The organism is Pseudomonas sp. TH15 (assembly GCF_016651105.1).
In the GTDB taxonomy this organism is placed as follows: Bacteria; Pseudomonadota; Gammaproteobacteria; order Pseudomonadales; family Pseudomonadaceae; genus Aquipseudomonas.
On the sequence record NZ_JAEKEL010000001.1, the window covers coordinates 1,665,150 to 1,678,576 of the forward strand.

Genomic DNA, 13,427 nt, shown 5'->3' on the forward strand with positions numbered 1-13,427 from the left:
CTTGCCCGCGAAGCTTTTCAGCGGCTCAAATACATCCGCGTCGTCAACAGATAAACCGGCAGCCCCGACACCAAAATCAACAACGCCGCATAAGGCGCCGCCGCCGCAAACTCCACATTCGCGGTATGCGCCCAAACCTCCGTCGCCAGCGTATTCAGCCCGGTCGGACTCAGCAGCAACGTCGCCGTGAGTTCCTTCATCGCATCCAGAAACACCAGCGCAAACGCTGCGCCGAGTGCCGGAAAAATGATCGGCAATGTCACTCGGCAAAACGCGCTGAATGACGACGCACCCAGTGTGCGAGCGGCCTCTTCCAGTTGCGGCGCAGCCTTGTTCAGCGCCGTGCGAATCGGCGCCTGGGCCAGCGGCAGAAACAGCAGCGCATAGGCGATCAGCAACAGCATCGACGTCTGGTACAGCGCCGGCACATAGTGCAGGGCGAAATACACCAGGGTCAGTGCGATCACCAGGCCTGGCAGCGCATGCAGCAGATACGGCAAGCGCTCGGCCCAGATCGCCAGCTGACCTTTGTAACGCACCACCAGCAACCCCACCGGCACCGCCAGCACCAGGCACAACGCCGCGCCGCCCAGCGATAGCGCCAAGGACGACAGCAATGCTTCACTGATCGCCGCCACCGGGAACGCTGCCGACGAGCCGACTACCAGCCAGTACGCCAGCATTCCCAGCGGAATGCCGCTGCCGATGAGCGCCAGCGCCAGGCAGTAAGCCTGTCCAGTGAAGGCCCAAGGCCCGAGTCGAACCTGTTCTGCATGGCGCGCCGCGCCCTGGCCGGTGCGTACATGTCGGCCCTTGCCGCGCACGCGCAACTCAAGCCACAGCAACACCAGGCAAAGCGCCAGAAGCACCGCCGAGAGCATCGCGGCATTGGCGTTGCTGAATTCCAGTTCGAACTGTTGATAGATCGCCGTGGTGAACGTCTGCAGGCCAATGATCGACAGCGCGCCGAACTCCACCAGCATGTGCAGCGCGATCAGCAGCGAACCGGCCAGCAAGGAAGGCCAAAGCAGTGGCAGGGTGATTCTGAAAAACACGCCCCAGCGATTCAGCCCCAGGGTGCGGGCGGACTCTTCCAGCGATGGGTCAAGATTGCGCAGCGTCGCCGCCACCGGCAGAAATACCAGCGGATACTTGGACAAGGTCATCACCAGAATCGCCCCGCCCAAGCCTTCGAAATGAGCGCTGAGGGAAACCCAGGTAAAGCTACTGACAAACGCCGGCACCGCAAATGGCAAGCACAGGATCACGCCCCACAGTCGCCGTCCCTTCAGGTTGCTGCGCTCCAGCAGCCAGGCCAGCGACAGGCCGATCACGCCGCAAGCCAGGGTCACGCCAATCATCAGCGACAGGGTGTTGCGCAGCAGGCCAAACACATACGGCCGCCACAGCAGATGCAGCGCTTCGGCCCAGCCTGCCTGCCAGGTTTTGAGACCGACATAGGCTAGCGGCAGCAAGCTGAGCACAACCAGCAATAACACTGGCAGCAGCAGCCAGATCGACGGCCGTTTACGTCGTGGCACGTAACCCCCAGGCGCGGCGGGGGCGGATAGCGATGCGCACATCAGTTCAAGCCAACATCACGTTCCAGATCCAGAGCTTCTTCGGCATTGCCGAGGTCGGCTGGCGTGACTTTGGGGGCTTCGAGTTCGCTGAACGGTTTGAGCCCACGATCCGATTCCATGCCTTTGTGCAGCGGGTATTCGGCAGTGGTCTGGGTGATCACGCGCTGACCTTCTTCACTGGCCATGTAGGCGAGCAATTGCTGGGCTTCTTTTGGATGTTTGCTGGATTTCAGCACGGCAGCGCTGGAAACGGTGATCAGTCCGCCGACGTCGCCGCCAGTGAAGTAATGCAGTTTCGAGTCGAGCTGGCCTTTTTCGCGCTGCAAGGCGAACCAGTAATAGTTGTTCACCAGCACGGTCGCGACTTCGCCGTTTTCCACGGCTTTGAGGGCGACCATGTTGTTGCTGTAAACCTTGCCGAACGCGCGCAGGCCGGTCAGCCATTCTTCGGCAGCGTCCATGCCGTGGGTCTTGATGATCGCCACGGCTTGTTCCTGGAAGGCGCCGCTGGAAGGCACGAAACCGACCTTGCCTTGCCATTTTGGATCGGAGAATTCCATGACCGATTTCGGCAGGTCTTTTTCATCGACCAGTTTCGGGTTGAAGGCGACCACGCGGACCCGGGCGGTGATGCCGATCCAGGTGCCGTTGCTCGCGACGTAATCTTTCGGCAGGACGGCGAGGGTGGCGGCATCGGCCTGAGCCAGCAGGCCTTGTTCGCCGAGCTTGTTCAGTGGCGGCGATTCTTCGGTGTAGATCACATCGGCCGGGGAGCGATCGCCTTCTTCGACGACCTGGCTGGCGAGCTGGTTGCTGCTGCCTTTACGCACATTGACGTGAATCCCGGTCTTGGCTTCAAAGGCTTTGGCGACAGCGTCGCCGACTTCCTTGTGTTGGCCGTTATAGAGCGTCAGGGATACCGGGTCGGCGGCTTGGGTGAGGGGAGTGGCGAGTGCCAGGCCGAGGAGGGTAAAGGTCAGGCCGCGGCGCAGGGTATTTCGAAACATCATTCGCAGGGTTCCTCACTGTCGCATTGCAAAAACTTGCAACAATGATAAACGATATTGCTTCTCAAGTGCGCCTTGCGGGCTGGTAGAGGGTTGGCCGAAGGTGGCTAGTGCGGGCTTTTGTGGCGAGGGGGCTTGCTCCCGTTCGGCTGCGAAGCAGTCGTAAAACCGGATCATAAGGTTTATCGGGAAGGGGAGGGGGCCGCTTCGCACCCCAGCGGGAGCAAGCTCCCTCGCCACAAAAAAGCGGTGCCGAAGGGTTTTTTCAGGCCAGAAACGCAAAAACCCGCTTTCGCGGGTTTTTGTGAAATCCCAGAGCGAGCTCTGAAATTTGAATTGGTGCCCAGAAGAAGACTCGAACTTCCACGACCTTGCGGTCACCAGCACCTGAAGCTGGCGTGTCTACCAATTTCACCATCTGGGCAGTATCGGCAACGCTAGTGCGTCGTCGATGGCGCGCACTATACGGAGCGTCTTTTTAACTGTAAACCCCTTGCATCAAAAAAACCGGGAATATTTCGCCGGTGGCATTTAATTCAGCTTCGCGGTGTCGATAAAGGGCTTTAGATGGGCTGTCACAGCCTGAAATTTCCCGTTTCATTACGCCTATGCCAAACTAACCCGCATATAGACAAGGTGAAAACTCTCTAATGGCCGATTGGCAGTCCCTCGATCCCGAGGCCGCTCGTGAAGCGGAAAAATATGAAAACCCTATTCCTAGCCGCGAACTGATCCTTCAGCACCTTGCTGATCGAGGTTCGCCTGCTAACCGCGAGCAGCTGGTCGAAGAGTTTGGTCTGACCACAGAAGACCAGCTCGAAGCCCTGCGCCGCCGCCTGCGCGCCATGGAGCGCGACGCTCAACTCATCTATACCCGTCGCGGCACTTATGCGCCGGTGGACAAGCTCGACCTGATCCTGGGCCGCATCAGCGGTCACCGTGACGGCTTCGGCTTCCTGGTCCCGGACGACGGCAGTGACGACCTGTTCATGAGCCCGGCGCAAATGCGCCTGGTATTCGACGGCGACCGTGCCCTGGCCCGTGTTTCCGGCCTGGACCGTCGCGGTCGACGCGAAGGGATGATCGTCGAAGTGGTGTCCCGTGCTCACGAGACCATCGTCGGTCGTTACTTCGAAGAGGGCGGTATCGGCTTCGTGGTCGCGGATAACCCGAAGATCCAGCAAGAAGTGCTGGTTACCCCGGGCCGCAACGCCAACGCCCAGATCGGTCAATTCGTTGAAGTGAAGATCACTCACTGGCCGACACCACGCTTCCAGCCGCAAGGCGATGTGGTTGAAGTTGTGGGTAACTACATGGCGCCGGGCATGGAAATCGACGTCGCCCTGCGCGCGTACGATATCCCGCACGTATGGCCTGAGGCGGTGTTGAAAGAAGCCGCCAAGCTCAAGCCGGAAGTCGAAGAGAAAGACAAAGAGAAGCGCATCGACCTGCGCCATCTGCCGTTCGTAACCATCGACGGTGAAGATGCGCGCGACTTCGATGACGCGGTTTACTGCGAATCCAAGCCAGGCAAGCTGCGCCTGTTCTCCGGTGGCTGGAAGTTGTACGTGGCGATTGCCGACGTCTCCAGCTACGTGAAAATCGGTTCGGCGCTGGACAACGAATCCCAGGTTCGTGGCAACTCGGTGTACTTCCCCGAGCGCGTCGTGCCGATGCTGCCAGAGCAACTATCCAACGGCCTGTGCTCGCTGAACCCGCACGTCGATCGCCTGGCCATGGTTTGCGAGATGACCATCTCCAAATCCGGCGAGATGACCGACTACTGCTTCTACGAAGCGGTGATCCACTCCCACGCTCGCCTGACTTACAACAAAGTCAGCGCGATGCTCGAAACGCCGAAACTCACCGAAGCGCGTCAGCTTCGTGGCGAGTACACCGACGTTCTGCCACACCTGAAGCAGCTTTACGCACTGTACAAAGTGCTGCTGGGTGCTCGTCACGTACGTGGTGCGATCGATTTCGAAACCCAGGAAACCCGGATCATCTTCGGCACCGAGCGCAAGATTGCTGAAATCCGTCCGACCGTGCGTAACGATGCGCACAAACTGATCGAGGAGTGCATGCTGGCGGCCAACGTGGCCACGGCTGAATTCCTGAAGAAACACGAAATTCCTGCGCTGTATCGCGTGCACAACGGTCCGCCACCGGAGCGTCTGGAAAAACTGCGCGCCTTCCTGGGCGAGCTCGGCCTGTCCCTGCACAAAGGCAAGGACGGCCCGTCGCCGAAGGATTACCAGGCATTGCTGGCGAGCATCAAGGACCGTCCGGATTTCCACCTGATCCAGACCGTCATGCTGCGTTCGTTGAGCCAGGCGGTGTACAGCGCTGATAACCAGGGCCACTTTGGCCTGAATTACGAAGCCTATACCCACTTCACCTCGCCGATCCGCCGCTACCCGGACTTGCTCACGCACCGGGCGATCCGCAGCGTCATCCATTCCAAGCAGGATACGCCGCACGTTCGCCGTGCCGGCGCGATGACCATTCCGAAAGCGCGTATCTATCCGTACGACGAAGCGGCCCTGGAGCAACTCGGCGAGCAGTGCTCGATGAGCGAGCGCCGTGCCGACGAAGCGACCCGCGACGTCGTGAACTGGCTCAAATGCGAGTTCATGAAAGACCGCGTGGGCGAGTCGTTCCCTGGTGTGATCACCGCCGTGACCGGTTTCGGCCTGTTCGTCGAGCTGACCGACATCTACGTCGAAGGCCTGGTGCACGTCACCGCGCTGCCGGGCGATTACTACCACTTCGATCCTGTGCACCACCGCCTCGCCGGTGAGCGTACCGGTCGTAGCTTCCGCCTCGGCGACACCGTTGAAGTGCGCGTGATGCGCGTAGACCTCGACGAACGCAAGATCGACTTCGAGATGGCTGAAAAGACCATCAGCGCGCCGATCGGTCGCAAGAAGCGCGGTACTGAAGCCACCGCACCTGCTGCCTCTGCTGCAAAAACGGCTGCAGAACCGGCTCCGGCGAAAACCGGTCGTCGTCCTGCCAAGGAAAAGGCTCCAGAAGCCTATCGCCCAAGCGATGCGGCGGCGAAAAACGCCGAGCTGCGCAAAAGCCGTGAAATGAAGCAGGCGTTGCTGTCTGAAGCGAAAAGCGGCGGTAAAGCGGCGTCTGGGGGAAAGACCGGACGGTCGGCGCCTGAAAAGGCTCCCGGCGGCAAGCCAGCGAAACCGAGTAAACACCGTAAAGGCCCGCCAAAAGCGGGTTCGGCTCCAGCTGCCAAAAGCGGCGGGGCGCGTAAACCTAAGGCCAAGTCATGAGTCAGTTGGAAAAAATCTACGGCGTGCATGCGGTAGAAGCGTTGCTGCGTCACCACCCAAAACGCGTCAAGCAGATCTGGCTGGCTGAAGGCCGCAGCGAACCGCGTGTACAGGCGCTGATCGCGCTGGCGAATGAAAATCGCGTGCCTGTCGGCAACGCCGAGCGTCGTGAACTCGACGCCTGGGTTGATGGCGTGCACCAGGGTGTGGTGGCGGACGTGAGTCCGAGCCAGGTCTGGGGCGAAGCGATGCTCGACGAGCTGCTCGATCGCAGCGAAGGCGCACCGTTGTTGCTGGTGCTCGACGGCGTGACCGACCCGCACAACCTCGGAGCTTGCCTGCGTTCGGCCGATGCGGCCGGTGCACTGGCGGTGATCGTGCCGAAGGACAAGTCAGCTACCTTGACCCCAACGGTCCGTAAAGTGGCCTGCGGCGCGGCGGAAGTGATTCCGTTGGTGGCAGTGACCAACCTGGCGCGTACCCTGGAAAAACTCAAGCAGCGCGGCTTGTGGGTTGTCGGCACGGCGGGCGAGGCTGAGCAGAGTCTGTATCAGCAAGACATGACCGGCCCGACCATCCTGATCATGGGTGCTGAAGGCAGCGGCATGCGTCGCCTGACTCGCGATCTGTGCGACTACCTGGTGCACTTGCCGATGACCGGCAGCGTCAGCAGTCTCAACGTTTCCGTAGCGACCGGCGTGTGCCTGTTCGAGGCTCAGCGTCAGCGCAGTGTCAAAGCAGCCGGGACCGGCAAAAAGTCCTAAGCCAAGTTGTAATCCCTGTGGGAGCGAGCTTGCTTGCGATAACGGCGTAACATTCAGCATAAATATTGAATGTTGTGCCCTCATCGCGAGCAAGCTCGCTCCCACAGTGGTTTGTGGCGAGGCAAAAATCGGTGTGCGGACGAACTGTTCAAATAATCACCAATTGCCTTGCACCTCTTCTGTCCCTTCTCTACAATTGCGCCCCTTGCTGTGACGGCAGGCACGCATGTGTCTATCGCCGGCAAGTCCATAAGTGTCATTCACTCCTTGTCTGACCGTTTTTGAACGGCAGGCTACAACCCGTAAGGAGCATTCATGCGTCATTACGAAATCATCTTTTTGGTCCACCCGGATCAAAGCGAGCAAGTCGGCGGCATGGTAGAGCGTTACACCAAGCTGATCGAAGAAGACGGCGGCAAAATCCACCGTCTGGAAGATTGGGGCCGTCGTCAACTGGCCTACGCAATCAACAATGTTCACAAGGCTCACTACGTGATGCTGAACGTTGAATGCACTGGCAAGGCCCTGGCCGAGCTGGAAGACAACTTCCGCTACAACGATGCAGTGATCCGTAACCTGGTCATCCGTCGCGAAGAAGCCGTTACTGGCCAATCCGAGATGCTCAAGGCTGAAGAAAACCGCAGTGAGCGCCGTGAGCGTCGCGACCGTCCTGAGCACTCCGACGCTGAAGGCGTTGACAGTGATGACAGCGACAACAGCGATAACGCTGACGAGTAATCCACGGACCTTTTGAGGAGCCTATTACATGGCACGTTTCTTCCGTCGTCGTAAATTCTGCCGCTTCACCGCTGAAGACGTGAAAGAGATCGATTACAAAGATCTCAACACCCTGAAAGCATACGTATCCGAGACCGGCAAAATTGTTCCAAGCCGTATCACCGGTACCAAAGCTCGTTATCAGCGTCAGCTGGCCACCGCTATCAAGCGCGCCCGCTTCCTGGCCCTGCTGGCCTACACCGACAGCCACGGCCGCTGAGACCGGGCAGTCGACACGTAGCAAAGGATTGAATGCATGCGCGCCATAGCTGAGTTCATCATGCGCGGCCGTATGCAGGCCACTCTGGTAGTGGCCGGATGCGCAACGTTGCCGTTGTTGTATTGGTTGGGTGCTGCCGCGGGATGCCTTGTGCTCCTGCGGCGCGGATTGAAGGACGCCATTGGCGTACTTGCTCTGGGATTGCTGCCGGCATTGGTCTGGTGGCTTTACTCCGACGACCCACGGGCACTTCTGGTGCTGCTGGGGTCTTGGAGCCTTGCGTTGGTTTTGCGCGCAAGTGAGTCCTGGAACCGCGTGCTGCTGGTCAGCATAGCGATGGGAGTGGTGTTTTCGGTGGTGCTGGGGACAGCTTTTGCTCCCCAAATCGAGATGCTGGCGCAGGCCTTGATAAAGGTCATGCCGTCGCTACTCGGTGATGTCTACCAGAAGTTGTCGGTAGACGAGCAAGCGCGTTTCGCGTCCCTGATTGCACCGGTCCTGACCGGCCTGATTGCGGCCTTGTTGCAAATCGTCAGTGTGCTGAGCCTGCTTGTCGGGCGCTACTGGCAGGCGTTGTTGTACAACCCGGGTGGTTTTGGTCGCGAGTTTCGCGCCATCCGATTCCCGCTGGGGCTGGCGATGTTACTGCTGGCGTTCATGCTGCTGGGGCCGAACTTCGGTTCTCAGTTGGCGATGTTGACGCCGTTGTGCAGTGTACCGCTGGTGTTCGCCGGGCTGGCCCTGATTCACGGGCTGGTGGCGCAAAAGCGACTGGCCAGGTTCTGGCTGGTGGGGTTGTACGTGACGCTGTTGCTGTTTATGCAACTGATCTATCCGTTGCTGGTGGTCTTGGCCATCGTCGACAGCCTGATTGATTTTCGCGGTCGTCTGGCGCCGAAAGACGCCGATAACGCGAACGGTGAAGGTTAAAAGTTAAGAGGATTTTCACATGCAACTGATCCTTCTGGAAAAAGTCACCAACCTGGGCAACCTGGGTGACAAAGTGAACGTTAAGGCTGGTTACGGTCGTAACTACCTGCTGCCTTACGGCAAAGCTACCGCTGCGACCGCTGCCAACGTGGCTGCGTTCGAAGAGCGTCGCGCTGAGCTGGAAAAAGCCGCAGCAGACCGTAAAACTTCGGCTGAAAACCGCGCCGCCCAACTGGCTGAGCTGGAAGTGACTATCACTGCCACCGCTGGTGACGAAGGCAAGCTGTTCGGTTCGATCGGTACTCACGACATCGCTGATGCACTGACCGCCTCTGGCGTTGAAGTTGCAAAAAGCGAAGTTCGTCTGCCGAACGGCACCATCCGCAACGTAGGCGAATTCGACGTAGCCGTGCACCTGCACGCTGAAGTTGAAGCCACCGTACGCGTTGTCGTGGTAGCAGCTTAAGCAACACTGATCGGCTGGCGGCTTGTCCGTCAGACGGTTAACATCGGGCACGATCCTGTTTACAGGTCGTGCCCTTTGTCTTTCTGCAGTTCCTGATTTTCAAAATACTAATTCAAGTGGCCATGAACGATATCTCCGCTCCCGAGCAATATGATCTGCAAACCGCTTCCCTGAAGGTGCCGCCGCACTCCATCGAGGCCGAACAGGCTGTGCTCGGTGGGTTGATGCTGGACAACAATGCCTGGGAACGCGTGCTCGATCAGGTCTCGGATGGCGATTTCTATCGGCATGACCACCGCCTGATCTTCCGTGCGATCGCCAAACTGGCGGACCAAAACTCGCCCATCGACGTCGTGACCCTGGCCGAGCAATTGGACAAGGAAGGTCAGACCTCGCAAGTCGGTGGCCTCGGTTACCTCGGTGAACTGGCGAAAAACACGCCATCCGTCGCTAACATCAAGGCGTATGCCCAGATTGTCCGTGCACGGGCGACCTTGCGCCAACTGATCGGCATTGCCTCCGAAATTGCCGACAGCGCCTTCAACCCCGAAGGCCGCACGGCAGAAGAGATTCTCGACGAAGCCGAACGACAGATCTTCCAGATCGCTGAGGCCCGGCCAAAAACCGGCGGCCCGGTGAGTGTGAATGACCTGCTGACCAAGGCCATCGACCGCATCGACACCTTGTTTAACACCGACAACGCCATTACCGGCCTGTCGACCGGTTACACCGACCTCGACGGGATGACCAGCGGCCTGCAGCCGTCTGACCTGATCATCGTCGCCGGCCGTCCATCGATGGGTAAAACCACCTTTGCGATGAACCTGGTGGAAAACGCCGTGTTGCGCAGCGACAAGTGCGTACTGGTTTACTCGCTAGAGATGCCAGGCGAATCGCTGATCATGCGTATGTTGTCGTCCCTGGGCCGTATCGACCAGACCAAAGTCCGGGCCGGCCGCCTGGAAGACGACGATTGGCCGCGCCTGACTTCGGCGGTCAACCTGCTCAACGACCGCAAGCTGTTCATCGACGATACCGCTGGTATCAGCCCGTCGGAGATGCGTGCGCGGACTCGACGCCTGGTGCGTGAGCACGGCGATGTCGCTCTGATCATGATCGACTACCTGCAACTGATGCAGATCCCGGGTTCAAGCGGCGACAACCGGACCAACGAGATTTCCGAAATCTCCCGTTCCTTGAAGGCCCTGGCCAAGGAATTCAACTGCCCGGTGGTGGCGCTGTCCCAGCTCAACCGCTCCCTGGAGCAACGGCCGAACAAACGCCCGATCAACTCCGACTTGCGGGAATCCGGAGCGATCGAGCAGGATGCTGACGTCATCATGTTCGTATACCGGGACGAGGTGTACCACCCGGAAACCGAGCACAAGGGCATCGCCGAGATCATCATCGGCAAGCAGCGGAACGGTCCGATCGGCACGTCGCGACTGGCGTTCATCGGTAAGTACACGCGCTTCGAAAACCTTGCGCCGGGCAGCTACAACTTCGACGACGAGTAACCCAGCAGAAAACTGTGGCGAGGGAGCTTGCTCCCGCTCGACTGCGCAGCAGTCGCAAAGCCTGAGAATGCGGTCTATCCGAAAAAATCAGTTGCAGGTTTTGGGGCTGCTTCGCAGCCCGGTGGGAGCAAGCTCCCTAGCCACAGGGGCTGTGCGGGGTCTCAGGCTCTTCGAGCAAATCAGGCTTCACCAATTTCCGACCATAGCCGTCGGAATTGGTTATTTTTTGTGCTATATTCCGCGCCCGCGAAATTCAATGAAAGCCAACACCGGTTATCGACATGATGCAAGCAGCCAAGCCGTTATTTGACTATCCCAAGTACTGGGCCGAATGTTTCGGGCCAGCGCCATTCCTGCCCATGAGCAGGGAGGAGATGGATCAGCTCGGCTGGGATTCCTGCGACATCATCATCGTCACCGGTGATGCGTACGTTGACCATCCGTCGTTCGGCATGGCGATCATCGGCCGGCTGCTGGAGTCCCAGGGCTTCCGCGTCGGGATCATTGCCCAGCCGAACTGGCAGTCCAAAGACGACTTCATGAAGCTCGGTGAGCCGAACCTGTTCTTCGGTGTCGCGGCCGGCAACATGGACTCGATGATCAACCGCTACACCGCCGACAAGAAAGTCCGTTCCGATGACGCCTACACCCCCGGTGGCATGGCGGGCAAACGTCCGGACCGCGCGAGCCTGGTCTACAGCCAGCGCTGTAAAGAAGCCTACAAAAACGTGCCGATTGTCCTCGGTGGCATCGAAGCTTCCCTGCGCCGCATCGCTCATTACGATTACTGGCAGGACCGGGTACGTAACTCGATCCTGATCGACGCCTGCGCCGACATCCTGCTCTACGGCAACGCCGAGCGTGCGATTGTCGAAGTCGCCCAGCGTCTGTCCTACGGTCACAAGATCGAAGACATCACCGACGTGCGCGGCACCGCGTTCATCCGTCGCGATACGCCGAAAGATTGGTACGAAGTCGATTCCACGCGTATCGACCGTCCGGGCAAGGTCGACAAGATCATCAACCCGTACGTGAACACCCAGGACACCCAGGCCTGCGCCATCGAGCAGGAAAAGGGTCCGGTCGAAGATCCGGAAGAAGCCAAGGTCGTACAGATCCTGGCCAGCCCGAAGATGACTCGCGATAAAACCGTGATTCGTCTGCCATCGGTTGAGAAGGTTCGTGGTGATGCGGTTCTCTACGCCCACGCCAACCGCGTGCTTCACCTGGAAACCAACCCGGGCAACGCCCGCGCGCTGGTACAGAAACATGGCGAAGTCGACGTCTGGTTCAACCCGCCGCCGATTCCGATGACCACCGAAGAAATGGACTACGTGTTCGGCATGCCTTACGCACGGATTCCGCACCCGGCGTACGGCAAGGAAAAAATTCCGGCCTACGACATGATCCGCTTCTCGGTGAACATCATGCGTGGCTGCTTCGGTGGCTGCACCTTCTGCTCGATCACCGAGCACGAAGGCCGGATCATCCAGAACCGTTCCGAAGAGTCGATCATTCGCGAAATCGAAGAGATCCGCGACAAGGTCCCAGGCTTCACCGGCGTCATTTCCGACCTCGGCGGCCCGACCGCGAACATGTACCGCATCGCCTGCAAGACCCCGGAAATCGAATCCGCGTGCCGCAAGCCATCGTGCGTGTTCCCTGGCATTTGCCCGAACCTGAACACCGACCACTCGTCGTTGATCCAGCTGTATCGCAGCGCCCGTGCCTTGCCGGGTGTGAAGAAGATCCTGATCGCTTCCGGCTTGCGCTACGACCTCGCGGTCGAGTCGCCGGAATACGTCAAGGAGCTGGTGACTCACCACGTGGGTGGTTACCTGAAGATCGCCCCGGAACACACCGAGGAAGGTCCGCTCAACCAGATGATGAAGCCGGGCATTGGCAGCTATGACAAGTTCAAGCGCATGTTCGAGAAGTACTCCAAGGAAGCCGGGAAAGAGCAGTACCTGATTCCGTACTTCATCGCCGCCCACCCGGGCACCACCGACGAAGACATGATGAACCTGGCCTTGTGGCTCAAGGGCAACGGCTTCCGCGCCGACCAGGTGCAGGCGTTCTACCCGTCGCCGATGGCTACCGCCACCGCGATGTACCACTCGGGCAAGAACCCGCTGCGTAAGGTCACTTACAAGAGCGACGCCGTGACCATCGTCAAGAGCGAAGAGCAGCGTCGTCTGCACAAGGCGTTCTTGCGTTATCACGACCCGAAAGGCTGGCCGATGCTGCGTGAAGCGCTGACCCGCATGGGCCGCGCCGACCTGATCGGGCCGGGAAAAACCCAGCTGATTCCGTTGCATCAACCGGCCACCGACAGCTACCAGAGCGCCCGTCGCAAGAACTCGACACCGGCTGGCAGCCATAAAGTGGCAGCAACTGAAAAGACCACCAAGATCCTCACTCAGCACACCGGCCTGCCGCCGCGTGCCAGCGATGGTGGTAACTCGTGGGACAAGCGTGAACAGGCCAAGGCTGCGGCGTTCGCCCGCAACCAGCAAGCCGCCAAGGACCGCAAGGACGCGGCCAAAGGCAAAGGGCCAAAGCCTGCGCGCAAGCCGGTTGTACCGCGCTAAGCCTCGCTTGAGCTGACAACAGAACGCCAACCTTCGGGTTGGCGTTTTGCATTTCAGACCCGGCAAATGTGTTTTAGCCGCTGGCCTCTTCGCGAGCAGGCTCGCTCCCACAGGGAGCCGCATTCCAAATGTGGGAGCGAGCCTGCTCGCGAAAGCTCCCGATCAAACACTGCATATCAACCGCCCGCCACATTTAGGCGCAACTTCGCTAAACCAATTTCCCGCATTGCCCGATTTTGGTGCTGTACTGCCCTAAGCAAATCTGTGAAAGCGCCAGCGCTG

Annotated in this window: 10 protein-coding genes and 1 tRNA gene; 8 read left to right on the top strand and 3 right to left on the bottom strand. The window is 59.4% G+C overall.

Translation table 11 applies throughout. The annotated features are described in order from the left end of the window. Positions 1–17: 17 nt before the first annotated feature. The 3 genes from JFT87_RS07490 to JFT87_RS07500 form a co-directional block, all read right to left on the bottom strand. Positions 18–1,583, bottom strand: a complete 1,566-nt coding sequence (locus tag JFT87_RS07490) for an ABC transporter permease (protein WP_201200139.1) — start codon at positions 1,581–1,583, stop codon at positions 18–20. After that, positions 1,583–2,593 (bottom strand): extracellular solute-binding protein, encoded by a 1,011-nt coding sequence (locus tag JFT87_RS07495; RefSeq protein ID WP_201200141.1) that lies wholly within the window; start codon positions 2,591–2,593, stop codon positions 1,583–1,585. The genes JFT87_RS07490 and JFT87_RS07495 overlap by 1 nt, the downstream gene beginning before the upstream one ends. A gap of 334 nt (positions 2,594–2,927) precedes the next feature. Beyond that, positions 2,928–3,014, bottom strand: a tRNA-Leu gene (locus JFT87_RS07500). A 226-nt stretch (positions 3,015–3,240) separates the two neighbouring features. On the opposite strand from JFT87_RS07500, the gene rnr reads away from it, so the two are divergent. The 8 genes from rnr (at position 3,241) to JFT87_RS07540 (ending at position 13,145) form a co-directional block, all read left to right on the top strand. Further along, complete coding sequence (rnr, locus tag JFT87_RS07505; protein ID WP_201200143.1) at positions 3,241–5,880, top strand: ribonuclease R; 2,640 nt, start codon at positions 3,241–3,243, stop codon at positions 5,878–5,880. Then, positions 5,877–6,644: a 23S rRNA (guanosine(2251)-2'-O)-methyltransferase RlmB gene (gene rlmB / locus JFT87_RS07510; RefSeq protein WP_201200145.1), complete on the top strand. Its 768-nt coding sequence runs from the start codon at positions 5,877–5,879 to the stop codon at positions 6,642–6,644. Before rnr ends, rlmB begins: the two co-directional genes overlap by 4 nt. A gap of 315 nt (positions 6,645–6,959) precedes the next feature. Then, complete coding sequence (gene rpsF, locus JFT87_RS07515) at positions 6,960–7,382, top strand: 30S ribosomal protein S6 (protein WP_007939579.1); 423 nt, start codon at positions 6,960–6,962, stop codon at positions 7,380–7,382. Between the two features lie 28 nt (positions 7,383–7,410). Next, the gene (gene rpsR / locus JFT87_RS07520) at positions 7,411–7,641 is read left to right on the top strand and encodes a 30S ribosomal protein S18 (protein ID WP_002551829.1); all 231 of its coding nucleotides are present in this window, start codon (positions 7,411–7,413) and stop codon (positions 7,639–7,641) included. A gap of 36 nt (positions 7,642–7,677) precedes the next feature. Next, a complete protein-coding gene (locus JFT87_RS07525) occupies positions 7,678–8,571 on the top strand; it encodes a hypothetical protein (RefSeq protein ID WP_201200147.1) in 894 nt (297 codons plus the stop codon). Positions 8,572–8,590: 19 nt separating this feature from the next. Continuing rightward, on the top strand, positions 8,591–9,037 hold the full coding sequence (gene rplI / locus JFT87_RS07530; protein ID WP_054044100.1) for a 50S ribosomal protein L9: 447 nt from the start codon (positions 8,591–8,593) through the stop codon (positions 9,035–9,037). 122 nt (positions 9,038–9,159) lie between these two features. Beyond that, complete coding sequence (dnaB, locus tag JFT87_RS07535) at positions 9,160–10,554, top strand: replicative DNA helicase (RefSeq protein ID WP_201189496.1); 1,395 nt, start codon at positions 9,160–9,162, stop codon at positions 10,552–10,554. Positions 10,555–10,838: 284 nt separating this feature from the next. Further along, a complete protein-coding gene (locus tag JFT87_RS07540) occupies positions 10,839–13,145 on the top strand; it encodes a YgiQ family radical SAM protein (protein WP_201205112.1) in 2,307 nt (768 codons plus the stop codon). Positions 13,146–13,427 lie beyond the last annotated feature (282 nt).

What these genes read in the sequence shown, in the direction of transcription:
- JFT87_RS07490 (WP_201200139.1), bottom strand. Translation starts at nt 1,583, where the DNA reads ATGTGCGCATCGCTATCCGCCCCCGCCGCGCCTGGGGGTTACGTGCCA.
- JFT87_RS07495 (WP_201200141.1), bottom strand. Translation starts at nt 2,593, where the DNA reads ATGATGTTTCGAAATACCCTGCGCCGCGGCCTGACCTTTACCCTCCTC.
- rnr (WP_201200143.1), top strand. Translation starts at nt 3,241, where the DNA reads ATGGCCGATTGGCAGTCCCTCGATCCCGAGGCCGCTCGTGAAGCGGAA.
- rlmB (WP_201200145.1), top strand. Translation starts at nt 5,877, where the DNA reads ATGAGTCAGTTGGAAAAAATCTACGGCGTGCATGCGGTAGAAGCGTTG.
- rpsF (WP_007939579.1), top strand. Translation starts at nt 6,960, where the DNA reads ATGCGTCATTACGAAATCATCTTTTTGGTCCACCCGGATCAAAGCGAG.
- rpsR (WP_002551829.1), top strand. Translation starts at nt 7,411, where the DNA reads ATGGCACGTTTCTTCCGTCGTCGTAAATTCTGCCGCTTCACCGCTGAA.
- JFT87_RS07525 (WP_201200147.1), top strand. Translation starts at nt 7,678, where the DNA reads ATGCGCGCCATAGCTGAGTTCATCATGCGCGGCCGTATGCAGGCCACT.
- rplI (WP_054044100.1), top strand. Translation starts at nt 8,591, where the DNA reads ATGCAACTGATCCTTCTGGAAAAAGTCACCAACCTGGGCAACCTGGGT.
- dnaB (WP_201189496.1), top strand. Translation starts at nt 9,160, where the DNA reads ATGAACGATATCTCCGCTCCCGAGCAATATGATCTGCAAACCGCTTCC.
- JFT87_RS07540 (WP_201205112.1), top strand. Translation starts at nt 10,839, where the DNA reads ATGCAAGCAGCCAAGCCGTTATTTGACTATCCCAAGTACTGGGCCGAA.